At 67.1% G+C, this 24,422-nt stretch carries 23 protein-coding genes; 9 read left to right on the top strand and 14 right to left on the bottom strand.

Annotated features, from left to right (window positions below):
- Positions 1-155: 155 nt before the first annotated feature.
- The 5 genes from FBY20_RS12870 to gpmA form a co-directional block, all read right to left on the bottom strand.
- On the bottom strand, positions 156-1,334 hold the full coding sequence (locus tag FBY20_RS12870; protein WP_255452332.1) for a diguanylate cyclase: 1,179 nt from the start codon (positions 1,332-1,334) through the stop codon (positions 156-158).
- 116 nt (positions 1,335-1,450) lie between these two features.
- Complete coding sequence (locus FBY20_RS12865; protein WP_056319748.1) at positions 1,451-2,209, bottom strand: molybdopterin-synthase adenylyltransferase MoeB; 759 nt, start codon at positions 2,207-2,209, stop codon at positions 1,451-1,453.
- Positions 2,206-3,651, bottom strand: a complete 1,446-nt coding sequence (locus FBY20_RS12860; protein ID WP_056319746.1) for a S41 family peptidase — start codon at positions 3,649-3,651, stop codon at positions 2,206-2,208. Before FBY20_RS12860 ends, FBY20_RS12865 begins: the two co-directional genes overlap by 4 nt.
- 136 nt (positions 3,652-3,787) lie before the next feature.
- Positions 3,788-5,368, bottom strand: coding sequence for a murein hydrolase activator EnvC (locus tag FBY20_RS12855; protein WP_142052475.1), 1,581 nt, complete (start codon positions 5,366-5,368; stop codon positions 3,788-3,790).
- Between the two features lie 7 nt (positions 5,369-5,375).
- Positions 5,376-6,128 carry a 2,3-diphosphoglycerate-dependent phosphoglycerate mutase gene (gene gpmA / locus FBY20_RS12850; RefSeq protein ID WP_056319742.1) on the bottom strand — a complete coding sequence of 251 codons (753 nt, stop codon included), beginning with the start codon at positions 6,126-6,128 and terminating at the stop codon, positions 5,376-5,378.
- 214 nt (positions 6,129-6,342) lie between these two features.
- On the opposite strand from gpmA, the gene FBY20_RS12845 reads away from it, so the two are divergent.
- From FBY20_RS12845 to FBY20_RS12825, 5 genes are all read left to right on the top strand, one after another.
- The gene (locus tag FBY20_RS12845) at positions 6,343-6,765 is read left to right on the top strand and encodes a rhodanese-like domain-containing protein (RefSeq protein ID WP_056319739.1); all 423 of its coding nucleotides are present in this window, start codon (positions 6,343-6,345) and stop codon (positions 6,763-6,765) included.
- A 52-nt stretch (positions 6,766-6,817) separates the two neighbouring features.
- Positions 6,818-7,075: a glutaredoxin 3 gene (grxC, locus tag FBY20_RS12840; RefSeq protein ID WP_056319736.1), complete on the top strand. Its 258-nt coding sequence runs from the start codon at positions 6,818-6,820 to the stop codon at positions 7,073-7,075.
- Positions 7,076-7,112: 37 nt separating this feature from the next.
- Positions 7,113-7,649, top strand: coding sequence for a protein-export chaperone SecB (gene secB / locus FBY20_RS12835; RefSeq protein WP_142052472.1), 537 nt, complete (start codon positions 7,113-7,115; stop codon positions 7,647-7,649).
- A gap of 17 nt (positions 7,650-7,666) precedes the next feature.
- On the top strand, positions 7,667-8,734 hold the full coding sequence (locus tag FBY20_RS12830) for an NAD(P)H-dependent glycerol-3-phosphate dehydrogenase (RefSeq protein WP_142052469.1): 1,068 nt from the start codon (positions 7,667-7,669) through the stop codon (positions 8,732-8,734).
- 65 nt (positions 8,735-8,799) lie between these two features.
- Positions 8,800-9,792: a tripartite tricarboxylate transporter substrate binding protein gene (locus FBY20_RS12825; RefSeq protein WP_142052466.1), complete on the top strand. Its 993-nt coding sequence runs from the start codon at positions 8,800-8,802 to the stop codon at positions 9,790-9,792.
- Positions 9,793-9,815: 23 nt separating this feature from the next.
- Here the strand turns inward: FBY20_RS12825 and FBY20_RS12820 are convergent, their stop codons facing one another.
- Together FBY20_RS12820 and FBY20_RS12815 are read right to left on the bottom strand one after the other, a co-directional pair.
- The gene (locus tag FBY20_RS12820; RefSeq protein WP_056319784.1) at positions 9,816-10,286 is read right to left on the bottom strand and encodes a tRNA (cytidine(34)-2'-O)-methyltransferase; all 471 of its coding nucleotides are present in this window, start codon (positions 10,284-10,286) and stop codon (positions 9,816-9,818) included.
- Between the two features lie 134 nt (positions 10,287-10,420).
- Positions 10,421-11,155: a ComF family protein gene (locus FBY20_RS12815; RefSeq protein ID WP_370458338.1), complete on the bottom strand. Its 735-nt coding sequence runs from the start codon at positions 11,153-11,155 to the stop codon at positions 10,421-10,423.
- Between the two features lie 89 nt (positions 11,156-11,244).
- On the opposite strand from FBY20_RS12815, the gene FBY20_RS12810 reads away from it, so the two are divergent.
- Positions 11,245-12,180: a methyltransferase domain-containing protein gene (locus FBY20_RS12810; protein ID WP_142052463.1), complete on the top strand. Its 936-nt coding sequence runs from the start codon at positions 11,245-11,247 to the stop codon at positions 12,178-12,180.
- A gap of 24 nt (positions 12,181-12,204) precedes the next feature.
- On the opposite strand, the gene FBY20_RS12805 is transcribed toward FBY20_RS12810, so the two are convergent.
- The 7 genes from FBY20_RS12805 to rsmB form a co-directional block, all read right to left on the bottom strand.
- Positions 12,205-13,443, bottom strand: a complete 1,239-nt coding sequence (locus tag FBY20_RS12805) for a YbdK family carboxylate-amine ligase (protein WP_142052460.1) — start codon at positions 13,441-13,443, stop codon at positions 12,205-12,207.
- Positions 13,444-13,770: 327 nt separating this feature from the next.
- The gene (locus FBY20_RS12800; RefSeq protein WP_128829521.1) at positions 13,771-15,240 is read right to left on the bottom strand and encodes a TrkH family potassium uptake protein; all 1,470 of its coding nucleotides are present in this window, start codon (positions 15,238-15,240) and stop codon (positions 13,771-13,773) included.
- 53 nt (positions 15,241-15,293) lie between these two features.
- Positions 15,294-16,673 carry a Trk system potassium transporter TrkA gene (trkA, locus tag FBY20_RS12795; protein WP_056319722.1) on the bottom strand — a complete coding sequence of 460 codons (1,380 nt, stop codon included), beginning with the start codon at positions 16,671-16,673 and terminating at the stop codon, positions 15,294-15,296.
- Positions 16,670-17,365 carry a response regulator gene (locus FBY20_RS12790; RefSeq protein WP_056319719.1) on the bottom strand — a complete coding sequence of 232 codons (696 nt, stop codon included), beginning with the start codon at positions 17,363-17,365 and terminating at the stop codon, positions 16,670-16,672. Before FBY20_RS12790 ends, trkA begins: the two co-directional genes overlap by 4 nt.
- Before the next feature lie 11 nt (positions 17,366-17,376).
- Positions 17,377-19,692, bottom strand: coding sequence for an ATP-binding protein (locus tag FBY20_RS12785; RefSeq protein ID WP_142052458.1), 2,316 nt, complete (start codon positions 19,690-19,692; stop codon positions 17,377-17,379).
- On the bottom strand, positions 19,689-20,279 hold the full coding sequence (locus FBY20_RS12780) for a DUF4390 domain-containing protein (RefSeq protein WP_128829524.1): 591 nt from the start codon (positions 20,277-20,279) through the stop codon (positions 19,689-19,691). The genes FBY20_RS12785 and FBY20_RS12780 overlap by 4 nt, the downstream gene beginning before the upstream one ends.
- A 39-nt stretch (positions 20,280-20,318) precedes the next feature.
- Positions 20,319-21,656 carry a 16S rRNA (cytosine(967)-C(5))-methyltransferase RsmB gene (rsmB, locus tag FBY20_RS12775; protein ID WP_142052455.1) on the bottom strand — a complete coding sequence of 446 codons (1,338 nt, stop codon included), beginning with the start codon at positions 21,654-21,656 and terminating at the stop codon, positions 20,319-20,321.
- Positions 21,657-21,752: 96 nt separating this feature from the next.
- Here rsmB and FBY20_RS12770 point away from each other — a divergent pair, with 96 nt between their 5' ends.
- The 3 genes from FBY20_RS12770 to rimO all read left to right on the top strand — a co-directional run bounded on the left by FBY20_RS12770 (position 21,753) and on the right by rimO (position 24,319).
- Entirely contained in the window at positions 21,753-22,385 is a 633-nt protein-coding gene (locus FBY20_RS12770) for a LysE family translocator (RefSeq protein ID WP_056319711.1), read from the top strand.
- A gap of 193 nt (positions 22,386-22,578) precedes the next feature.
- Complete coding sequence (locus tag FBY20_RS12765; RefSeq protein WP_063952133.1) at positions 22,579-22,830, top strand: DNA-binding transcriptional regulator; 252 nt, start codon at positions 22,579-22,581, stop codon at positions 22,828-22,830.
- Between the two features lie 142 nt (positions 22,831-22,972).
- Positions 22,973-24,319 (top strand): 30S ribosomal protein S12 methylthiotransferase RimO, encoded by a 1,347-nt coding sequence (gene rimO / locus FBY20_RS12760; protein WP_062839051.1) that lies wholly within the window; start codon positions 22,973-22,975, stop codon positions 24,317-24,319.
- Positions 24,320-24,422: the final 103 nt, after the last annotated feature.

Genomic DNA, 24,422 nt, shown 5'->3' with positions numbered 1-24,422 from the left:
GGCAGATTTTTCAGGTTATCTGATAACTTTAATTGTTTCAGAGCGCCCGTCATGCGGCCCGTATGCCGGGGTGGTGAAGAGCGGAAATCAGTGAATGGCGTCCAGATTTGGACAGATTCGGCCTCGCACGGCCGCGGCGGGCGAGCGCCGTCGCTTCAAGCGGCGACCGACGCGCTTTGCAGGCCTTCGCTTTCGGCGATGACTTGGCCTTGGTCGACCACGCAGCAGCGGCCGCCCTGCGCCTTGGCCCGGTACAGCGCCGCGTCGGCGGAATCCAGCGCGCCTTGCGGGGTGCGGTCGGCGCCCGACATGATCGAGATGCCGATGGACAGCCCCACGCAGACCCGGTTGCCGTCGGCCAGCGTGATGGGCTGCGAGACGTCGCGCAGCAGATGCTCGCCAAGCCGCAGCGCGGCCGTGGCGTCGATGCCGGTGACCAGGACGATGAATTCGTCACCGCCGATTCTCGCGGCAACGTCGTCCACCCGCAGCATGGCCCGCATGCGCTCCGCGATGGTCTTGAGCACCTGGTCGCCCCCGGCGTGTCCGTGGGTGTCGTTGATCCGCTTGAAATCGTCCATGTCCATGTACAGCAGCGCGGCGGCGCTGTCATGGCCGCGCGCGCTGGAACACACGCGCTCCAGCGCCGCCAGCAGGCCGGCACGGTTGGCCAGGCCGGTCAGCGCGTCTTCGCTGGCGCGCCGGTCGCTGTCGCGTTCGGCCAGCATGGTGGACACCAGAATCCGGTTGAGCCGGTGCGAGGCGATGACCATGCTGATGAGATAAAACGGGATCTGGATGAAGACGATCGCCATCACCCATTCGCCCGTGAACAGGGCGCCCAGGCACATGGGGCCCAGGCTCAGGAAGATCATGGCGCCTACCAGCCGGGGTGCGCCGTAGTTGCGAAAGCAGATCCCGCCCGCCATGGCGCCGCACGACACGCCGGCCAGCGTCGCCGCCAGCCAGTCCCCATTCAGCAAGGTGACGAACACGCCATAGCCCACGCTGAACGCCCAGAGCAGCGCCAGCAGGATGTAGAGATCGGTATAGGTGTTGCCGCCCTTGGGTGCCGCCCGCAAGGCGGCGCGCAGAATCGTGACGCGCACCAGCGCGAGCACGATCTCCAGGACCAGCCACGAGACGTAAAGGGGTTCGGGCCGGCGCCACGCGACGACGCCCGAGATCATCAGGGTGTTGATGACCCCGCCGGCAAAAATGGGGAGCGTGCCGAACAGACTGGCAATCAGCGCCGCGCGGATGTCCGCAGGCGTGTCATGCCCGGAATGCGTCAGCCAACGCGTCAGCCGCCACTTGGGCAAACTGAACTTCAATCCTGTATCCACGCCGTCATATCCATGACCATCTACCCGAATTCAGTAGGCTGGCTGGCGTTATAGCAGGTATTTGAAACCTTTAGTATTGTCCTTGGGTGCAATACGGGCGGTCTTTACCCGTGCGCGCGGTGCCCGCAAACCGTGCATTCCGGGTCGCGCTGCACGTTGACGCTGCGCCATTGCATGGTGCGCACGTCCAGCCAGAGCAGGCGTCCGGACAGGCTTTCGCCCACGCCGGACAGCAGCTTCAGGGCTTCGGCGGCCTGCATGCTGCCGATGATGCCGACCACCGGCGCGAACACGCCCATGGTGGCGCAGTTGGCTTCCTCGACGTCGTCGGCTTCGGGAAACAGGCAGTGATAGCACGGTGCGTTGTCGTCGCGCAGGTCGTAGACGCTGACCTGGCCGTCAAAGCGGATCGCGGCGCCGGAAACCAGCGGCTTGCGATGCTGCACGCAGGCGCGATTGATGGCGTGACGGGTGGTGAAGTTGTCGGTGCAGTCCAGCACCAGGTCCGCCTGGGCGACCGCGTCGGACAGGGCCTGGTCCTTCAAGCGCTCGACCCGGGCATGAACGCGGGTCTGCGGATTGAAGGCGCCCAGCATGTCGCGGCCGGACTCGGCCTTGGGACGGCCGACGCTGGCGGTGGTGTGCAGGATCTGGCGTTGCAGATTGCTCAGTTCGACGACGTCGTCGTCGGCCAGCGTGATGTCGCCCACACCGGCGGTGGCCAGGTAGAGCGCGGCGGGCGAACCCAATCCGCCCGCCCCCACGATGAGCACACGCGCCGCCAGCAGTTTTTCCTGCCCTTCGATCCCGAGTTCGTCCAGCAGGATGTGGCGGGCGTAGCGCAGCAGTTGCTCGTCGTTCATTTGTCCTTGCTGGGCTCGACTCCGGTCGGCGTGATTTTCATGCGCTGGGGCGTCCCGCCGCCGGCCTTGGCGTCAGCCTTGGCCTGGGCGCGGGCCGAGCCCTTCTGCACCGGCTTGCCCGCCAGCAGGTTCAGCGCCTGCTGAAGCTGGAAGTCGTCCTTGCCGCCGAATTCAAACACCTTGGCCGGCAGTTCCACGTTGTCCTGGTCGGCGCTGGACTTGACCTCGTTGGTGGTCTGCTGGTTCGACAGGTGGCGTTGCAGGTCGGCTTCGCGCGGCAGGCGGAACAGGTCGCCGTCGGCCGTGTCGGCAACGACGTAGTCCGGTTCGATGCCGGTCGCCTGGATGGAGCGGCCGCTGGGCGTGAAGTAGCGCGACGTGGTGAGCTTGACCGCGGTGGATTCGGACAGCGGCAGGATCACCTGCACCGAGCCCTTGCCGAACGTGCGGTTGCCCAGCACCTTGGCGCGCTTGTGGTCCTGCAGCGCGCCGGCCACGATTTCGGATGCCGAGGCCGAGCCCACGTTCACCAGCACCACCATCGGGACCGTCTTGGTCCAGGCCGGCAGGCCGGACAGGTAGTTGCTTTCGCCGCGAGCGTATTCCGACGGCGTGGCCAGGTACTTGTGGCGGGCGTCCGGGGTGCGGCCGTCCGTGGACACGATGAGCGCATCGGGCGGCAGGAACGCGCCGGACACGCCAATGGCGCTGGTCAACAGGCCACCCGGGTCATTGCGCAGGTCCAGCACGAGGCCCTTGGGCGGTTCCTTCGCGCCCAGCTCCTTGAGCTGGCGGGCGAGATCGGCGCCGGTCTTTTCCTGGAACTGGGCGACGCGCACGTAGGCGATGCCGTTGTCCAGCATCTTGCTGCGCACGCTGCGCACCTTGATGATGTCGCGCACGATCTTCACGACGATCGGCTGAGGCCGGTCGGCGCGCATGATCGTCAGGGTGATAGGCGACTTGGGCGCGCCGCGCATGAGCTTGACCGCGTCGTTCAGGGTCATGCCCTTGGTGGGCGTGTCGTCGATCTTGATGATGAGGTCGCCAGCCATGACGCCCGCGCGGGCGGCGGGCGTGTCTTCGATGGGCGAGATGACCTTCACGAAGCCGTCTTCGGCGCCGACCTCGATGCCCAGGCCGCCGAACTCGCCTTGCGTCGCGGTCTGCATCTCGCGGAACGCGTCGGCATCCAGATAGGCGGAGTGGGGATCCAGGTTCGACACCATGCCGGAGATGGCATTGTCGATCAGGGTCTTGTCGTCGACGGCCTCGACGTAGTTGTTCTTGATGGCGGCAAACACATTGCTCAGTTGCCTGAGCTCGTCCAGAGGCAGGGGGCTGCCGCGCTGGGCGACCGCAGTCACGCCAACACTGAGCAACACGCCAGCCACCGCACCGATGGCAATCAGACCGAAACCGCGAAACTTACGAGTGCCCATGCACACTTCCCGAATTTTGTTTTCGCCGATGGGTTTGGTAATTTACCAACGGTATTTTTCCAACGACATTCATTTACCGACAGCATCTGCGCCGATCGCATCCCAGCAAACCGGTGCACGACCGGCCGACCTACATCTACTGCGCCAGCCATTGGGCCGGGTCCACTGGAGCGCCACGATGGCGAATTTCAAAGTATAGGCCGGATTCCACTTGGCCGCCGGTCGCGCCGACGGTTGCAATAGTATCGCCGCCAGCCACCGGATCGCCCACCCGTTTGAGCAGGCTCTGGTTGTAAGCATAGACGGTCAGATACTGCTGGCCATGATCCACAATGATCAGGTTGCCAAAGCCGCGCAGCCAATCGGCGTAAACCACAGTACCGGGGGCCACCACCTTGACGGGCGTCCCTTCTGGCGCGCGCAGCACCACGCCCCGCCATACGCCCCCGTCCGGGCGATCCACGCCGAACCTGCCCTGCACCTGGCCGCGCACCGGCATGGTCAGCCCGTGCCGCAGACCACTGCCGCCGCCCACGGGCGGCGCCTTTGCGGTCTGCTGAGCCGATGCACCGCGCGTTGGAGTGGCGGGCTCGTCAATCGGTTCCGTCTTTTTGGGCGGTTCGGCAGGCTTTGTTTGCGCCGGCGTATCGGCAGGGCCGCCAATGCGGGTCTGCCGCTGCTCGGCGGGACGCAATCCGGCGGCATCCGGGTCGGCCACGGCCACCGGGCCCCGATTCTGGCGGGCGGCCGCCTCGACCTGTTCTCGCGCCTGGGCGGCCTCGCGGGCTTCGTTGTCGCGGCGGGCGCCGTCCTCGGCAACCTTGCGGTCGGCCTCGGCCTTGCGGCGGGCGTCCTGCGCGCGGCGTTCGGCCTCGGCGCGCTTCTTGGTTTCTTCGGCCACGCGGCGGGCTTCCTCGGCCCGGCGGACTTCCTCGGCGCGCATGCGCGCCTCTTCCGCCTTGCGCGCTTCCTCGATCTGCTTGGCAATCGCCGCGTCCAGATCGGTGATGAGCCGTGACAGGCGCTGGTCGTCACGTCCGAGCTTGTTGGCCTCGGCGCGCTGGGCGGCGATCTGCCCTTCCAGCTGAGCCAGCAGGCTGGCGCGCTCTTTTTGCTGCGCGACCAGCGCGGTTTTCTGTTCGGAGGTCTCGGCGACCCCTTTTTCGATCTCGGCGCGGCGTTCATCCGCGCGGGCTTGCAACGCCGCCAGGCGGTCGATGTCGGCCCGCAAGGCCTTGACAGCGTCGGCCCGGGCGCGGGACACGTAGTCCAGATAGCCCAGATTGCGGCCCAGCACCTGGGGATCGTCGCCGGAGAGCAGCGCCGTCCAGGGCGACAGGCCGCTGGTGTATTGGGTGCGCAGCTGGTCGGCCAGTTCGACGCGGCGCTTGGCCAGCACGGCCTCCTGCGCGGCGATCTGCTTTTCCAGCGACGCGAGATCGGCCGTCGCCTTGCGGTTGGCCTCGGCCAGTTCCTTCAGGCGCAGGTTGATCCGGGAAATGGACGATTCCGACTGCTTGAGCGCGTCGGCCGCCTCTTTGCGGGCGGCCTCGCGGTCGTCGATTTCCTTTTGCAGGCTCTCGATGCGGTCGCGCAAGGCGGCCTGCTGTTTCTCGGCATCGGACTGACGCCCGGCAAGGTCGCTGGGCGCGGCGCGCGCAGGCAGCGTCCCACTGGCCAACATGACCGCCAACAACAACCCCGCCGTGCGACGCATAGAGATATCAGTCCTTCTTGGCCTTGCCCTGGGCTGCAACCGCAGCCATGGCCGCCTCGATCTCGGCGGCATCGCCCAGATAATAGTGGCGGATCGGGCGCAGGTCATCATCCAGTTCATAGACGAGCGGCTGGCCGGTCGGGATGTTCAGGTTGACGATGTCGTCGTCCGACACGTTATCCAGATGCTTGATCAGGGCGCGCAGGCTGTTGCCGTGGGCGGCGATCAGCACCTTGCGGCCGGAACGGATGGCCGGGGCGATCGATTCGTTCCAGAACGGCAACACGCGGGCCACGGTGTCCTTCAGGCACTCGGTGGCGGGCAGCTGGTCGGCCGGAATCTTGGCGTAGCGGCTGTCGAAACGCGGATGGCGTTCGTCGTCCAGGGACAACGGTTCCGGGGCGATGGCGTAAGCGCGGCGCCAGATCAGCACCTGCTCGTCGCCGTACTTGGCGGCCGTCTCGGACTTGTTCAGGCCTTGCAGGGCGCCGTAGTGGCGCTCGTTCAGGCGCCAGTTCACGCCGACCGGGGTGTACATGGCGTCCATGGCGTCCAGCGCGATCCACAGGGTGCGGATGGCGCGCTTGAGCACGGAGGTGTAGGCCAGGTCAAAGGCGAAGCCTTCCTTCTTGAGCAGTTCGCCCGCCTTGCGGGCCTGTTCGCGGCCCGTGTCGGTCAGGTCGACGTCGGTCCAGCCGGTGAAACGGTTTTCAAGATTCCACTGGCTTTCACCGTGGCGCATCAGTACGAGTTTGTGCATGGTTTGGGGCGCCCGCAGCGCGGGTTAAAGTTGGAGGATGGTTAAGGAATGGGCTCATTTTATAATTGAGTGATTTTGCCCGTGATTCTGCCCCGGCGCACCGCGTCCATGTCCTGGACGCGATGCATCAGGGTTCGCCCCTACCCGGCTGGCCGGCGGACTTGCCGACATGCAAGCCGGCGTAGCGCCAGCCGACGTACTACAGGAAGCCTTCGTGGACCTTTTGCAATTCTTGCTCGATAAAAACAACATTTTCATTGTCGCCGTCGCCGTGGTGTCTGGCGTGATGCTGATCATTCCGGCCCTGCGCAAGGGCCGTACCGGATCTGCCATCAGCACGAATGAAGCCATCCAGATGGTCAACCAGCGCAATGCCGTGTGGGTCGACGTGCGCCCTGCCGAGCAATTCCAGGCCGGCCACATCGCCCAGGCACGAAACGTGCCGGCAGCCGACATCGAGCAGAAGGCCAGCTCGCTGCCCAAGAACAAGCCGCTCGTGGTGGTTTGCGACAATGGCCGCGATTCGGCCCGCGCCGCCGCCAAGCTGCGCGCTCAGGGCTTTACCGACGTCGTGCCGCTGGAAGGCGGCATGCGCGCCTGGTCCGCCGCCAGCCTGCCGGTCACCCAGAAGGGTTGAAGCGGGCGGACTCGCCCCCATCTACCTATTCTTGTACCCACAGGAGCGCCCTATGAACAAAGTCGTCATGTACAGCAAGGACTATTGCCCTTATTGCGCCCGCGCCAAGTCGCTGCTCGAGCAGCGCGGCGTGACCGACCTGGAAATCATCCAGATCGACCGGGAACCGTCCCAGCGCGATGTCATGATCGAACGCACCGGCCGGCGCACCGTCCCGCAGATCTTCATCGGCGATACCCATGTCGGCGGTTGCGACGACCTGATGGCCCTGGACCGCTCGGGTGGCCTGACCCCCTTGCTGAACGGCTAATCGCCCCTTTTTGCCTCTCCCACCAACGGAAACACTCATGGCTGATCAAGACCAAAACACCCAGCAAGAAGGCGGCAACGACGCGCCCTCGTTCAATCTGCAGCGCGTCTACCTGAAAGACCTCTCGCTGGAAATGCCTAACGCGCCTCACGTGTTCCTGGAGCAGGAAGCGCCCCAGGTCGAGGTAAGCATCACCGTGGGCGGTCAGCGCCTGGCCGAAACCGTGTTCGAAACCACGGTCACCGTCACCGTCACCACGCGCATCAACGACAAGGTCGTGTACCTGGTCGAAGGCACGCAAGCCGGCATCTTCGAAGCGGCCAACATCCCCGAAGAACAGCTTGATCCGCTGCTGGGCATTGTCTGCCCCACGATGCTCTACCCGTACCTGCGCGCCAACATCGCCGACGCGATCACCCGCACCTCGATGCCCCCGCTGCACCTGACCGAAGTCAACTTCCAGGCCCTGTACGAACAGCGCATCGCCGAACTGCAACAGCAGCAGGCTGGCGCCGCCAATGGTAGCGGCGGCGACTCGGGCATCATCCTGCCCCCCGGCGCGACCCGCCAGTAAGCACCCCGCGGCGCCCCATGAACCAACCCGCCGAGCCGCGCCTGCGCGTCGCCGTCCTGGGTGCGGGCAGTTGGGGCACCGCGCTGGCGGCGGCCGCCAGCCGCCGCCACCCCACCCAACTCTGGGCGCGCGAAGCCGCGCAAGCGGCCGCCATGGCCGCCACCCACGAAAATGCCCGCTATCTGGGGGGCATTTCCCTGCCCAAGACGCTGCAGTTTTCCGCCGATCTGGACGCCACGCTGCGCACCTTGCAGGACGCCGCCGCGCGCCCCCTGATCGTGCTGGGCGTGCCCGTCGCGGGTCTCATGTCCATCTGCGAGGCGCTGTCGCAACGGCTGCCCGCGCTGGGCCTGCAGGACACCCCCATCGTCTGGACGTGCAAGGGTTTTGAAGCCGACACGGCCAGACTGCCCCACGAAATCATGCGCGAGGCCTTGCCCGGCGCAACGGGCGGCGCCTTGTCAGGCCCCTCGTTCGCCCGCGAGGTCGCGCAAGGCCTGCCCGTCGCGCTGACGGTCGCCAGCAGCAGCCCCGCGCTGCGCGAGGTCACGACCGCGGCGTTCCATGGCGCGGCGCTGCGGGTCTACGCCAGCACCGACCTGGTCGGCGTCGAGGTGGGCGGCGCGCTAAAGAACGTGATCGCGGTTGCCTGCGGCATCTGCGACGGCCTTGCGCTGGGCACCAATGCCCGCGCGGCCCTGATTACCCGCGGCCTGGCCGAGATGACCCGTTTTGGCGTCGCGCTGGGCGCGCAGGCCGAAACCTTCGCCGGGCTGACCGGCCTGGGCGATCTGGTGCTGACCGCCACGGGCGAGCTATCGCGCAACCGGCGCGTGGGCCTGGAGATCGGCGCCGGCCGCAAGCTGGCCGACATCCTGGCCAGCGGCATCACCGCCGAGGGCGTGCGCTGCGCCCGCGCCGCGCTGGAACGCGCCCGCGCCATCAATGTCGAATTGCCCATTACCGAAGCCGTGTGCGCCGTGCTGTTCGAAGGCGTGGCGCCCATGACGGCCGTCTCGGCCCTGCTGGCGCGGGATGCGCGTTACGAAGGGTCCGGCTCCGGCGAGGCCTTCGGCGCCGCCTAGACCGCGCCTCTGTCCATTCCGCTCCGACAACAACACACGACACCCACCCCGAGGAGACATCCTTCATGACGCAAACCCGTAAGTTCCGGGTCGGCCCGCTGCTGCGTGGCCTTTGCCTGAGCCTGGCCGCCATCGTGCCGTTTGCCGCCCATGCCGACTGGCCTGAGCGCCCGATCCACATGGTGGTGCCCTTCCCGCCGGGCTCGTCTCCCGACATCCTGGCGCGCACGATTTCCGAGCCGCTTTCCCAGGCCCTGGGTCAGCCCATCGTCATCGACAACAAGCCGGGCGCGGGCGGCAACATCGGCACGCGCATGGTGGCGCAGGCCAAGCCCGACGGCTACACGCTGCTCTACACGATCAACGGCCCGCTGGTCACTGCCCCCACCCTGTACAAGAAGACGCTGGGCTACGACCCCCTGACCGATCTGGAGCCGGTGTCGCTGGTGGGCACCAGCCCCAACGTGCTGGTGGTGCCGGGCAGCCTGAAGGTCGACAACGTCCAGGACTTCGTCAAGCTGGTCAAAGGCCGCGGCAATTCGCTGAACTACGGGTCGGTCGGCCCGGGCAGCTCGGCCCACCTGGCCATGGAGATGTTCAAGGAAAGCGCGGGCGTGGACCTGGCGCACATTCCGTATTCCGGCTTTCCCCAGGTCATCACCGCCATCATCGGCGGCGACGTGCAGGCGGGCTTCATGGTGCCGGCGATCGCCGTGCCGCACGCGCGCGACGGCAAGGTCAAGCTGCTGGCCGTGACCAGCCTGCAGCCCAGCGACGCCCTGCCCGGCGTGCCGACCATGGCATCGCAAGGCTATCCGGAGTTCGAGGCCATCTCGTGGAATGCGATCCTGGCGCCGGCCGGCACGCCCACGCCGATCGTCGAACGGCTCAACAGCGAACTGGCGCGCATCATCAACAGCGACGCCGTGCGCAAGCAGCTGGCGCTGCAGTACTTCACGCCCGCTCCGTCCACCCCGGAAGCCCTGACCGCGCGCATCAAGAATGAAAAGGCGCGTTGGGACCAGGTGATCGACAAGCTCAAGCTGTCGCTGGACTGAGCTTCCCGGCCGAAGGGCGGCGCCTACGCGCCCCCTTCGTAGCCCTGCTGGCGCCAGGCTTCGAACACCGTGACCGCCACGGCATTCGACAGGTTCAGGCTGCGCTGGCCGGCGCGCATCGGCAGCCGCAGCCGCTGCTGCGGCGGAAACATCGCCTGGTGCTCGTCGGACAGGCCGGCGCTTTCGCGGCCAAACACGAACACATCCCCCGGCTTGAAACTGACGTCGGCCACGCTGCGCTGCGCGTGCGTGGTCAGCGCATAGATGCTGGACGCGGCCGCGCCGGTATCTTCCAGCGCCTCGCGCAGCGTGTCGTGCACGCGCACGGGTTGCCACTCGTGATAGTCCAACCCGGCCCGCCGCATGCGGGCGTCATCCAGTTCAAACCCCAACGGCCGCACCAGATGCAGCTGCGCGCCGGTGTTGGCGCACAGGCGAATGGCGTTGCCCGTGTTGGGCGGGATCTCCGGGCAGACAAGAATGACGTGGAACATGGCGCAGGGAAGATGAAAAGGCGTGCGGCCGGAAGCGGCCGCAGGCGTGATTGTCGCCGATTTGCCAGGATGGGCCGGCGCGCAGGGGGCCATCCTGGCGGCCCGGCCTGGACGCCGGCCGATGCAATCCGGCGTCAGGGCGTGCGCGCGGCCACCAGCACCGTGACGCTGGCCGCGCCCGCCGCCATCAGGGCCGCCGCTGCAGCCCCAGCCGTGCTGCCGGTGGTCATCACGTCGTCCACCACCGCCACATGCCGGCCAAGAACGTTGCCGGTGCAGGTGAAAAGACCCGCGGCCCCGCGCTGCCTGGCGCGCCGGTCCAGCGTGGCCTGGCGGGGCGTCTCGCGCCGCCGCGCCAGGACAAGGCGCGGCGCGGGCAGCGACAGTTCGGCCGCCAGGCTGCGCGCGATCTCGGCCGCCGGATTCATGCCGCGCTGGCGCAGCGACGCGCGGCTGGCCGGGATGGGGACCAGGAGCAGATCGGCAGGCCAGGCGCCCGCGCCCGGACTGGCTGCCCCGTCCGCCGCCTGCAGCGCCTGCGCCATCAGCCGCGCCAGCACCGGCGCCATGCTGAGCCGCAATTGCGTCTTGAGCATCAGAATCAGCGTGTCGCCGGGCGGCGCGTAGTCAAAGGCCGCGACGGTCCGGCTGAATGAGCGCGGCGCCGCCAGGCAGGCCGCGCAATGTTGGCCGCCACCGTTGAGGCGAAGCGCGCACTGCGGGCATCTGGCAGACGCGCCCGGCGGCCCCGCCAGGATGTCGGCCTGGCAGCCGGCGCACAGCCGCGCCCCCGCGACCCGTGCGCCGCATAACGGGCAATCGCCCCCCACGCGCGACAGCAGCCGTCGCCCCATGTCCAGTAGGGGCAATCGGAGCCTGCGGCCGGGATGCGCAATAATGTGTGCCATCCCAGATCAAACCATGCTCCGCCCCGGGTGATCCCGCGGGCGCGACCGAAATGTCCCTGCCAGAAACCGCAACGCCCCCCTCCCTGCCCCTCGTCAGCGCCGACGTGCCGCGCCAGTTCGCGCGCCGCGGCGACCTGGCTGACGCCCAATTCCTTTATGGCGAGGTGGCGCGCCGCATGCTCGGCCGCCTGCAGTACATCCGTGTGCAGCCGCAAGCGTTGCTGGACGCCGGCTGCGGCGCCGGCGACAACCTGCCGTTGCTGCGCGAGCGCTACCCGGATGCCGCCTATACCGGCCTGGACAACTGTGAGCCGCTGCTCGCCGAAGCGCGCAAGCGCCACGCGCCGGGCGGCCTGTCAGCCTGGATCGGCAAGCTGGCGCGCCGCGGCCCCGCCGCCCCCGCGTTCGTCAATGCGGATCTGGCAAACACGGGCCTGCCCCCCGAATCGCTGGAACTGGTGTGGTCGAACATGGCCATGCACTGGCACCGCGAACCGCACGCCGTGCTGGCCGAGTGGCGCCGCATCCTGAAAGTGGGCGGCCTGGCGATGTTCTCCTGTCTGGGTCCGGCCACCCTGCGCGAATTGCGCCAGGCATTGGCCGACGCGGGCCTGCGCACCGCCACGCCGTCCTTCGTGGACATGCACGATTTCGGCGACCTGCTGGTGGAGAACGGGTTTTCAGATCCGGTCATGGACCAGGAAATCCTGACCCTGACCTATCGCAGCCCGGAAAAGCTGCTGCAGGACGTGCGCGCGCTGGGCGGAAACCCGGCCGAAGGCCGCCGCGGCGGGCTGGTGGGACGGGATTGGCGCGACCGCCTGTGCGCCGCGCTGGAAGCGCAGCGCAATGCCGATGGGCTTATCGTGCTGAGCATCGAGGTGGCGTACGGCCACGCCTGGCGCGCCGCCGCGCATCGGACCGTGGCGGGAGAAACCCGCCTGTCCGTCAGCGCGATCGGCGGCCGGCACCGCGGCGCCCCCTGACGCGGGGGCCCCGCCGCTGGCTTCCTAGTGCAGCCGTTCGGGCACGATGACGCCGGGCTCGGACGCGGCCAGGCTCTGCATGGGCTCGGACGTCGCCCGGATCCGGCGGCGCAGCACCGCAGTGGGCTCCGCGGGCGGCGCGACGGGGGCCGCCGTGCCGCGCCAGGCATTGGACATGGCCTCCACCATCAGCGGCAGGTCGCGCAGGCGGTGATACTGGCTGCGCAGCCAGCGGGCGTCGTTGCCGGCACGCATGGCATCGTCGCGCAGGGCGGCGATCATGTCGCCGGTGCCCAGTTCCTCGGCCACCGGCATCAGACGCTGGAACAGCGCACGCAGATGGTCGATCAGGCGCACGCGTTGCCCTTCCGGCGTCACGTAGCTGCCCTGCAGGCCAAAACGGCAGGCCTGGAAATGGTTGCTGCGGTAGGACAGCCACGCGTTGTCGCTGGGATCTTCCTCGCGCATCAGCAGCACCGCCAGCACCTGGGCAAACGCCGCCACCTGGCAGGCGCGTTCCACGGTCAGCGGCGTGTCGCAAACACGGATCTCGACCGTGCCGTATTCGGGCTTGGGACGGATATCCCAGTACAGGTCCTTGATGCTTTCGGCCAGGCCGAAGGCGCGCAGCTGCGACAGATGGGCCTCGAACTGGTACCAGTCCTTGACCTCGGCGGGCATGTGGCCGGCCAGCGGGAAGCTGTTGACCGCGTTCAGGCGCGAGCACGAGAACAGGGTATCCACCCCCTCGCAATAGGGCGAAGAGGCCGACAGCGCGATGAAATGCGGCACGTAGGGCGACAGGCGGCGCAAAAGCTTGATGGAATCGTCGCCGCTCTTCACGCCCAGATGGATGTGCTGGCCGAAAACCGTAAATTGACGCGCCAGGTAACCGTACATTTCGGCCAGGTACTGGAAGCGCGGGGTATCCGAGATGGAGCGTTCCTGCCAGCGCATGAAGGGATGGGCGCCGCCGCCCGCCACCGACACGCCCACCGCGTCGGCCGCTTCAACCAGGGCGTCGCGCATCTCGCGCATTTCGGCCAGAAGGCCCATGGGGTGCTCGTGCACCGAGGAGTTCAGTTCGATCATGGACCGCGTGATTTCGGGTTTGACGCGGTCGGCAATAGGATGGTTGGCCATCTGGGCCAACAGTTCGTCAGAGGCTGCAGCAAGGTCAAAACTGCGGGGGTCGATCAGTTGCAGCTCGAGTTCGATGCCCAGGGTGTTGGGGGCCGACGAAATGAACGGGATTTGTTCCATCTCGGACTCCTTTGAATGTTTGATGAGGGTATGCGCCGTTCGACCTTGAAGCCCGGCAACTTCCCGGGGGGCGCTAGACGGCGGCTTGTGAACGCATGATAGCCGCAGCTTTGTGGCAAAACGATTGAAAATCGTGACATTTGTGTGCAACATCGCGAATCATCCGGTTTTGCCCTCTGAAGAAAAGTAAGCAAGCGCTCACAGCATAGGATTGGCGCGGGTCGCCAGCGCACCAGGCGCCGAAAGCCAGTATTGACGGGGATTCTGAGGGAGGATGGGATAACCCTGATTAGGGTTATCCCTTATCAAATTGACGCCGGACGGCGGCTATTTGCGCCAGAAGATCGGCGTGAACAGGACCAGCACGGTCAAGAGCTCCAGGCGGCCGATCAGCATGGCAAAGGTGCAGACCCAGATCTGGAAGTCCGACAGCACGGCGAACGAGCCCATCGGACCCACGGGCCCCAGCCCCGGCCCCGTGTTGTTCACGCTGGCAAACACCGCCGAGAACGCCGTGATGGGGTCCAGGCCCGAGAGCAGCAGCAGGCTGGTGAACACGGCGATCGACAGGCCGTAGAACAGCATGAAGGCCAGCACGGACGACATGGTCCGGGTCTCCACCGCCCTGCCGTTGATCCGGACCGGGCTGACGGCATGCGGGTGCAGCATCGTCACCAGCTCGTTGCGGGCCTGCTTGATCAGCAGGATGGCGCGGATCATCTTGATCCCGCCCCCCGTCGACCCGGCCGAGGTCGCAAAACCCGACAGCAGCAGCATCGTCAGCGGCGCAAACAGCGGCCACTGCGCGAAGTCCGTGTTGGCATAGCCCGTGGTGGTGGCCATGGAGATGGTGTTGAACATCCCGTAGCGCAGCGCCTCCAGGGGATCCGTGTAGACGTCCTTGATGAACAGGTACACCGAGATGATCACGCCCACTCCCAGCACCACGACCAGGTACGGGATGGCCTCCGGGCAGCGCCAATAGGCGCGCGGGCTGCGCTGGCGGAAGGCGTTGAAGTGCGTCGCGAAGTTGATCCCGGCGATCAGCATGAACACCATCGCCACCATTTCGACCGCCACGGAGTCAAAGTGCGCGAAGCCGTCGTCCCAGGTGGAAAAGCCCCCCAGCCCCATGGTGGTGGCCATGTGGCACCAGGCCTCGAACCAGGACAGGCCGGCCAGCCGGTACGCCAGGAAACAGAGAATCGAAAACACGAAGTACACGGCGTACAGCGCCTTGGCCGTGCTGGCGATGCGCGGCGTCAGCCGCTCATCCTTCATCGGACCCGGGGTTTCCGCCCGGACCACCTGGTGGCCGCCCACGCCCAGCAGGGGAAGAATGGCGACGGCCAGCACCAGGATGCCCATGCCGCCGATCCAGATCAGCGTGGCGCGCCACAGGTTGATCGACGGCGGCAAGGTGTCCAGATTGGTCAGGACCGTGGCGCCCGTCGTGGTCAGCCCGGACATCGCCTCGAAATAGGCCCCGGTGAAGGACAAGGGCAGCCCCGCGCCATGGAAATACAGCAAGAGCGGAATGGCCGCCAGCAAGGGCAGGCCCGCCCACACCGCAGACACCAGCACGAAGCCGTCGCGCGCCCGCAATTCACTGCGGTTGCGCCGGGTCAGCGCGGCCAGGCCGCCGCCAATGCCCACCGAAATGAGAAACCCGTTCCGGAACGCGTCGCGCGCCCCGTCCGCCCCTACATAGGCGATGAACAGCGGGATCAGCATGGTGAGGGCGAACATCACCATGGTGAGGCCCAGGATGTACAGGGTGGCCAGAACGCGCTTCATGAAGGCTTATCCGGCCGCGCGCGGCCCACGCAAGGAGTGAGAGGGGCAGCGCATCAGAAGAAGGACGCCGAGACCTGGAACAGCTTTTCCACGCGCGGCATCTGCTGGCGCGAGGGCACGAAGACGATGACGTGGTCGTCGGTTTCGATGACGGTATCGGCGTCGGGCAGGATGATTTCTTCGCCGCGCACCAGCGCGCCGATGCTGGCGCCCTTGGGCAGGCTGATCTTGCCCACCGCGCGGCCCACCACCTTGGACGTGGAGCGGTCGCCGTGGGCAATGGCCTCCAGGGCCTCCGCCACGCCCTGGCGCAGCCGGTGCACGGCGACCACGTCGCCACGGCGCACATGGCGCAGAAGCTCGCTCATGGTGGCTTGCGACGGCGACACCGCGATGTCGATATGGCTGCCCTGCATCAGTTCGCCGTACGCCTGCCGGTTGATCAGCGCGATCACCTTGCGTGCGCCCAGCCGCTTGGCCAGCAGCGAGGACATGATGTTGTCCTCGTCGTCGCTGGTCAGCGCCAGCCAGGTGTCCATGTCCTCGATGTTTTCGCGCTCGAGCAGCGCCTCATCGGTGCCGCTGCCATGCAGGACCAGCACGCTGTCCGGCAGTTGGGTCGCCAGGTACTCGCAGCGCTTGAGGTCGTGCTCGATGATGCGCACGCTGTACTTTTCTTCGGCGAGCTGGCGCGCGAGCCGCAGGCCGATATTGCCGCCGCCCGCGATCATCACGCGGCGCACGGCCCGCTCGGCGTCTCGCAGCTTGCGCACGGCGCGGCGGGCATGGTCCGAATCCACGACCAGCACGACTTCGTCGCCCGGCGCGATGACGGTGCCGCTGCCCGCGCGCAGGGGACGCCCGCCGCGCAGCACGTCGATCACGCGCGCCTTCACGTCCGGCCAGACGTCGCGCAGCTTGTCGACGGACGAATGCGCCATCGGGCTGCCATGCCCCACCCGGACCGTCACGACGCTGACGCGCCCTTCCGCAAATTCCACGACCTGCAAGGCCTCGGGAAATTCGATCAGGCTGTGCAGGTAGGTGGTGACGCTGCGTTCGGGGCTGATGAGCGCGTCGATGCAGAAGCCTTCTTCGCTCATGAGTTCGGGATGTTCGGGGAACTCAGCCGAGCGGATGCGGGCGATGCGGCGGGGAATGTTGAAGAGCTGGCGCGCAATCTTGCACGCGACCATGTTGGCGGCGTCGGACGCCGCACAGGCGATGAAAAGATCGGTATCGGCGGCGCCGGCGTTTTCAAGCACCGACACCTGCGAGCCGTCTCCCAGGACGACACGCAGGTCAAAGTGTTCTTGCAGGTATTGCAGCTGGGCGGGGGCGGAATCGATGACCGTGATGTCGTTTTGCTCGGACACCAGGTTTTCCGCCACGCTGGTGCCTACGCGACCAGCGCCCATGATGAGGATCTTCATGTGCTGCGCTTGCGCGCGGACTCGATGCCCAATTGCTTGAGCTTGCGGTAGAGGTGGGTGCGTTCCAGCCCGGTGCGTTCGGACACGCGCGTCATGCTGTGGCTTTCCCTGACCAGGTGGTATTCAAAGTAGATGCGCTCGAACTCGTCGCGCGCCTCGCGCAGCGGCTGGTCCAGCGAGATGCTGCCAAGCTGGCCGTTGGAAGTGGCCGGCGCATCGTTCACGGACACCGCAGCCAGCGCGGCCGGCGGATCGAGTTCGTCTTCCAGCGCGACCACCGGGCTGGCGACCGCCGGATTGGCGGCGGCAGGCGCCGGATGCGGCAAGCGGCCCCGTGCCAGACCCGCGGCAACGGTCTTGAGCAGACGCTGCAGCGTGATGGGCTTTTCCAGGAAATCCATGGCGCCGATGCGCGTGGCTTCGACTGCCGTGTCGATGGTGGCGTGGCCGCTCATCATGATGACAGGCATGTCCAGCAAGCCTTGCGAGCCCCACTCCTTGAGCAGGCTGACACCGTCGGTGTCGGGCATCCAGATGTCCAGCAACACCAGATCGGGACGCATGCGAAGACGGGCAGCGCGCGCTTGCGCCGCGTTTTCGGCCAGCTCGACCGTGTGTCCCTCGTCGTAAAGGATTTCCGACAAAAGCTCGCGTATACCGACTTCGTCGTCAACCACCAGAATTCTGGCCATAAAGCATCCACCTATTGCGTAGCCGCATTATCCTTTTCTTGCGCGGTGGCGTCCATAGTATCGGACCCGGGCGCGAGCCGGGTCAACAGGATGGAAATCCGCGCCCCTCCTTCCTTGCGGTTGGCAAGGTCGATACGTCCGCCATGCTCTTCCACGATCTTGCGGACGATTGCCAATCCTAACCCAGTCCCGTGGGACTTTGTGGTTACGTAGGGCTCGAACGCGCGCTGCATGACCTGCGGCGGGAAGCCCGGACCGGTGTCGGCCACCGTGAAACGCAGCGCCTGATGCGCCACGCGATCGGGCTGTTCGCTGCGCATGAGCTGCGTCGTCACGCTGACGCGGCCCTGCCCGCCCAGTTCCGCGATCGCATCGCGGGCATTCGACAGCAGGTTGTGGATCACCTGCCGAAGCTGGGTCGGATCGCCTTCGATGTCGGGCAGGCCGGCCGCCAGGTTCACGTCCAGATTCAGGGCCTTCTCCGTCAGGCGCGAGGACCCGCCCTCGGGCTCCCAGCCGTAGAGCGACAGCACGTCCGCCACCAGCGCGTTGAAGTTGATGCGTTGCATGACGGCCGGCGGCGTGCGAGCGTATTCGCGGAAGTCGTCCACCATCTGCTTGAGCGACGCCACCTGGTTCACGATCGTGTTGGTCGAGCGCGCCACGATCTGGGCCTCGGCGGGCGGCAGCTTGCCTTCCAGCTTCATGGCAAGGCGCTCGGCCGAGAGCTGGATGGGGGTCAGCGGATTCTTGATTTCGTGGGCCAGACGGCGCGCCACCTCGCCCCACGCCACCGTCCGGTTGGCCGAGATCACTTCGGTGATGTCGTCGAACACCACCAGATAGCCGTTGCCGCGCCCGTCCACGCGCAGGTGCGTGCCCCGCGCCAGCAGCGTCAGCGGCTGCGATGCGGTCTCGCCTTCGACCGCGGCGGGCGCGATTTCGAACTGCTGCTGCCAGTGCTGGCGTTCGGAACCGACCGCCGCATGCGTGGAAAACGCCTGACGCACGATGTTCGCAAACTCCAGCATGCCGTCCGCCGTCTCCAGCGGGCGGCCGATCACCGAACGCAAGTCGGCGCCCAGGATGGTCTGGGCGCCCTGGTTGACCGTGGTGACGCGGAAGGATTCATCGAACACCAGCACGCCGGAGGACAGGTTCGACAGCACGCTTTCCAGGTAGACGTTGGAGCGCTCGAGCTGCTGGCGGTTGCTTTCGACCATGCGGCGCGCCTCGTCGAGCTGTCGCGTCATGGCGTTGAACGAGCGCGTAAGCTGGCCGACTTCGTCGCGTTCCGGCGGTTCGGGCAAGGGCCGGTAGTCGCCCACGCCCACCGCCTGCGTGCCGCCTGCCAGGCTCAGCAGCGGGCGCACCAGCCGCTTGGACAGGGACAGCGCCACCGCGATGGCGCCGAACGCCGCCAGCAGCAGGGCCAGCGTCAGTGTGATGCCGTAGAGCTTGCGCAGGCCCAGCCGCGACAGCGCCAGCTCCTGGTAATCGCGAAAGCCCTGCTGCACGAGGTTGGCGTTATGCGCGATCTGCTCGGGCACCGGCTGCAGCAGCTGCAGCCAGCGGGGTTCGGACGCTGGCCCCAGCAGGTTGTCGTAGCGGTCCGGGCCGTTCAGCGGGATCACCACGCGCAGATGCAGGCCGCCCTCGGCGCCCGGCGTCACGGGATCGTCGGCTTCGGCCGCCGAGTAGCCGCGCGCCAGCCGCAACTGGTTCATCACCGTGGACGGCGGCATTGCAGGCAGCAGTTGCCCGTACTGGCTGGTCGAAAACGCCACCATGCGGCCGCTGCCCGTGAACACCATGGCTTCCTGCACGCCATTGGCCTCGCGCAGCCGGGTCAGCGCCAGCGTCACGCCGCTGTCGGTGCTGCGGTTCAGCTCGACGGCCATCGAGCGCGCCCGCGCGTCCAGGTCCGCCAGCAGCGAATCCAGCGCGGCGCGGCCCAGGTTCAGGCCGGCTTCCAGCGCCGTATCCACGCGCACGTTGAACCAGGATTCGATCGAGCGCGACATGAACTGCACCGACACGGTGTAGATGAGCGCGCCGGGCACCACGCCGATCAGGGCGAACGCCAGGGAAAATCGGGCGGTAAGCCGCGCGCCGAACTGCCGGCGCCGGATCTGCCGGGCCAGCCGCACCGTCAGCGCAACCACCCAGACGAAGAGCGCCAGCGCGAAAATGCCGTTCAGGACCAGCAGCGTGTCGTAGTAGCGCGCAAAGCGCGAGGCGTTTCCGGTGGACCAGGCCAGAAGGCCCAGCAGCGCCAGACCGCTCACGGCGCCGACCATCAGCGCCAGCCGAAGCAAAAGCCTCATGAGGGATCTTTCTCCTTGTCGCCCAACATGAACGAGAAGTCCATCCACGGCGTCGCCTGCGCCCAAGAACTGCTGTTCAGGGCATTGACCTGGAACGGCCGCGGCAACAGCGACGTATCCAGCCTCAGGCGCAATTGCCCGTTGTATTCCGACCCCGCATCAAACTCGCTCGCCTCTGCCACCCGCCAATTGCGAATGTGCCGGATGGCGCTCATCGCGTCGTCCAGCGAGGCCACCGGAAAGGACAGCTCGCCCACGCCCGCCCGCCATTGCCGGGTCAGCGCGTTATAGACCACCCGCCAGGTGCGGGACGTGTCCACCAGCGACTTGTCGAACCAGTACCAGCGCTCGCGGGTGATGGTGAGGTCGGCCGTGAAATACAAGGCGACGCCGCGCTGGGCGGCGTCGCGCAACTGCTGATTCAGCTCGAATTCGATATCCGCGTCGATTTCCAGGTTGCCGTCCCGCACCACCGGATCCACCCGGGTGACGCGGGGTTCGGACGCATGCGCCAAGCCGCCCGGCGCGGTCAAAAGCACGGCAGATACCAGCAACAACCCAAGAAATACGCGCGAAATAATGGACATACGGCACCGGGACTACGTCATGCCCCTATTCTTCGGGATTCAGGACTGCTTGGCAAACAAGGCGTAGAAAAACCCGTCGTGTTGCGCCGCGGGTGTTGCATCGACCGCAACTGGCAGCAACTGGCCCGGTGCCTCCAGGCGGGTTGCGTCGGGGTGGCGCTGCAGAAACTCCAGGGCCTGGCGCGTACCTTCGATCGGAAAGACCGAGCACGTCACATATAGCAGGCGGCCGCCCGGCGCCACGGTGGACCAGAGCGCGTCCAGGATCCGGGTCTGCAGGCTGGCCGTGCGGCGCAGGTCGTTCTCGCGGCGCAGCCAGCGGATGTCGGGGTGACGCCGCACGATGCCCGACGCCGTGCAGGGCACGTCGGCCAGCACCGCGTCAAAGGGCTTGCCATCCCACCAGGCGTCCAAGTCGGCCGCATCGGCCGCCTTGAGCCGGACGTGACCGCCGCCCAAGCCCAGCCGCGCCAGGTTCTGTTCCACGCGGGCAAGCCGGTCGGCATCGGCGTCCAGGGCAAGCAGGTCGATATCGGCCAGCTCAAGCAGATGCGCCGTCTTGCCGCCCGGCGCCGAGCACGCGTCCAGCACCCGCATGCCGTTCGCGGGCGCCAGCAATTCCGCGGCGAGCTGCGCGCCCGCGTCCTGCACCGACCACCAGCCCTCGGCAAAGCCGGGCAACTGCGTCACCGGTTTGGGCGTGGCCAGCACCACGCCCGACTGGCCCACCGGCTCGGCCGCCAGGCCCGCATCGGCAAATGCCGCCAGCACCTGTTCGCGGGTGGCGCGCCGGCGGTTCACCCGCAGCGTCAGCGGGGCCGGCAGGTTGGAGGCGGCCAGGATGTCACGCCATTGCTTCGGATAGGCCACGGTCAGCTGCTTGACCCACCAGCCGGGATGATTGAATTGCGCCTCGGGGCTGTCGGCCACCGCGGCTTCAAGCGCGGCGCGTTCGCGCAGGAAGCGGCGCAGGCAGGCGTTGAGCATGCCCTTGTACGACGCCAGGGCGCGCGAGCCGGCGGCCGCGGTCACCGCCTGGTCGACGACCGTGTGCGGGGCGTAGACCGGCATGCCGGGCAAGGCCACGGCCGCATCGCCCTCTTCCTTGAGCAGCGTCAGCGACACCAGCAGCAGGGACTCGAACAGCACGCTGGGATAGCGCTGCACCATCTCGCGCCCGACCGCATCGGCCCAACCCAGGTAACGCATCGCATGAAACGACACGGCCTGCGTGGCAGGACGCAGCGCGGCGTCCACGTCGGCCAGCGCCTCGGTGAGCGAACGGCCGTCAAGCACACCCTCCACCACTTCCGCGCTGGCAAGAAGGACTGAAGAGAGCGGAGGAGCCAGATTGGGGGAGTCGGAACGCGTGGACATGGGGCGAAATCAAAGAGTAAGACCGCTATGGTAGCCCGGACCTGGACGAGAGGGCGGCGGGCGCGGCACACTGGGTGCCTGCCCCGGAGCCCGATCATGACCCTTGCCACGCTGCTGCTGTTCGTCCTGGCCTCTGCCGTCGCCATCATCACGCCCGGTCCCACCGTGCTTCTCGCCCTGTCCAACGGCTCGCGCCACGGCGTGCGCGCCGCGTGCTGGGGCATGGGCGGCGCCGTGCTGGCCGATCTGGTCCTGATCGGCGCGGTGGCCTGCGGCCTGGGCGTGCTGCTGGCGGCCTCCGAGGTCGCCTTCCAGATCGTCAAATGGGCGGGCGCGGCTTATCTGGCGTGGCTGGGCGTCAAGCTCCTGCGTTCGGACGCGGCGCTGATCCTGCCGTCCGAGCGCCCCCGCGACGCCCGTCCGGACGGCCTGGCCCTGGGCATGCGCAGCTTCGTCGTGGCGCTGACCAACCCGAAGGCCCTGCTTTTCATGTCGGCCTTTCTGCCCCAGTTCATCAACCCCGCAGCGCCGTTGCCCGCCCAATACGCCATCCTGGCCGGGATCCTGGCGCTGCTGAACGTGGCGACGATGCTGGCGTACGCCACGCTGGGCGCGCAGATGGTCCGCGCCTTCCAGGCGGGCGGCCTGCGCTGGCTGAACCGGATCTGCGGGGGCATGCTGATCGGTCTGGCGGGGACGCTGGCGCTGTACCGGCGAACCGCGGCCTGAACCGGACAGGGCCGACGGTCCGCGTCCGCTTCTCCGCCCCCCTTTTTGCAGGCCGGTTGCGCACCCGGCGCTATCCGCGCCTACGGCAATGCCGTATAATTCTGCGCTTTCCCCGCTATCGCCACGGGAGCGGCCGCCAGCCTGGAATCCGGTTGGCGGGAAAACGCCGCCCCCCTCCCCCCCTGACTGAGTTATGAATAAGGCTGTTCCGCTTGCCCGGTCCGTCCGGTGGCAGGCGTCGCACATCAGCGAAGCGCGCAATCGCGTGGGCCTGCCGCAGGCGGATTTCGCGGCGTTGCTGGGCGTAAGCGTGCGTACCTTGCAGGATTGGGAACAAGGTCGGCGCAACCCTTCAGGCGCCGCGCAGACATTGCTGCGGGTTGCCATGCTGCATCCCGAAACGCTGCGCCACCTGTCCTCCGTGGACGCCCCGGCCTGGCCCTGACCCTTTGACGATTACCCCGCCGCACGCCCAACGCCCGTGCGCGAACCTACGGTGAATTAGATTGGAAGTTATTGAACATTCCCGCCCCGGCAAAGGCGCCGGCACTGCTCCCAGCAACGGCGCCGACGCGACGCTGGACGCCATTACGGCCGCCGCCCAGGAAGCCAACCCGGGGCGCGCGCCGCGCGTGGGGTTCGTGTCGCTGGGCTGCCCCAAAGCCCTGGTCGACTCCGAACGCATCCTGACCCAGCTGCGCACCGAAGGCTACGAAATCACGCCGGAATACAACGGTGCCGACGTGGTCGTCGTGAACACCTGTGGCTTCATCGACAGCGCCAAGGCCGAGTCGCTGGAAGCCATCGGCGAAGCCCTGGCCGAGAACGGCAAGGTCATCGTGACCGGCTGTATGGGCGTCGAGGAATCGGTGATCCGCGACGTGCATCCCAGCGTGCTGTCGGTGACCGGTCCCCAGCAATATGAAGAGGTCGTGCGCGCCGTGCACGGCGTGGCGCCCCCGCGCACGGACCACAATCCCTACGTGGACCTGGTGCCGCCGCAGGGCGTGAAGCTCACGCCGCGCCACTATGCCTACCTGAAGATCTCCGAAGGCTGCAATCATCGCTGCAGCTTCTGCATCATTCCCTCGATGCGCGGCGACCTGGTCAGCCGTCCCGTCGGCGACGTGCTGAACGAAGCCGAGCGTCTGGTGAAGGCCGGCGTCAAAGAGCTGCTCGTGATCTCGCAGGACACCAGCGCCTACGGCGTGGACCTGAAATACCGCAGCGGTTTCTGGAACGGCCGCCCGGTCAAGACCCGCATGACCGAGCTCTGTATGGCCTTGTCCGAAATGGGCGTCTGGACGCGCCTGCATTACGTGTACCCGTACCCGCACGTCGACGAAGTGATTCCGCTGATGGCCGAGGGCAAGATCCTGCCCTACCTGGACATCCCGTTCCAGCACGCCAGTCCGCGCATCCTGAAGCTGATGAAGCGCCCGGCCTTCGAAGACAAGACGCTTGCGCGCATCAAGCGCTGGCGCGAAATCTGCCCGGACCTGACGATCCGCTCGACCTTCATCGTCGGCTTTCCCGGCGAAACCGAGGAAGACTTCCAATATCTGCTGGACTGGATGCAGGAAGCGCAGCTGGACCGCGTGGGCTGTTTCCAGTATTCGCCGGTTGAAGGCGCGCCGGCCAACCTGCTGGACGATCCGGTGCCGGACGACGTCAAGCAGGATCGCTGGGAGCGCTTCATGGCGCTGCAGCAGACCATCTCCGCCCAGCGCCTGGCGCTGAAGGTCGGCCGCGAGATCGACGTGTTGATCGACGAGGTCGACGAAGACGGCGCGGTGGGCCGCAGCGCGGGCGACGCGCCGGAAATCGACGGCTGCGTCTACGTCAGTTCGGACAAGCCCCTGCAGCCGGGCGACATGGTGCGCGTGCGCGTCACCGAGTCCGACGAGTACGACCTCTGGGCCGACGCGCTGTAATCGCAGCGCCTTCGGACAAACGCCGTCCGGCGCATCGCGCGCCGGACGGCGTTTGTCTTTGAGCGTGACGAGCCGCGGATCCCGGGACCCCGCTGCCGCCCAT

This window comes from Achromobacter sp. SLBN-14, from assembly GCF_006715415.1.
Lineage (GTDB): Bacteria > Pseudomonadota > Gammaproteobacteria > Burkholderiales > Burkholderiaceae_B > Achromobacter > Achromobacter mucicolens.
This window is presented reverse-complemented; position numbering and strand designations above follow the sequence as displayed.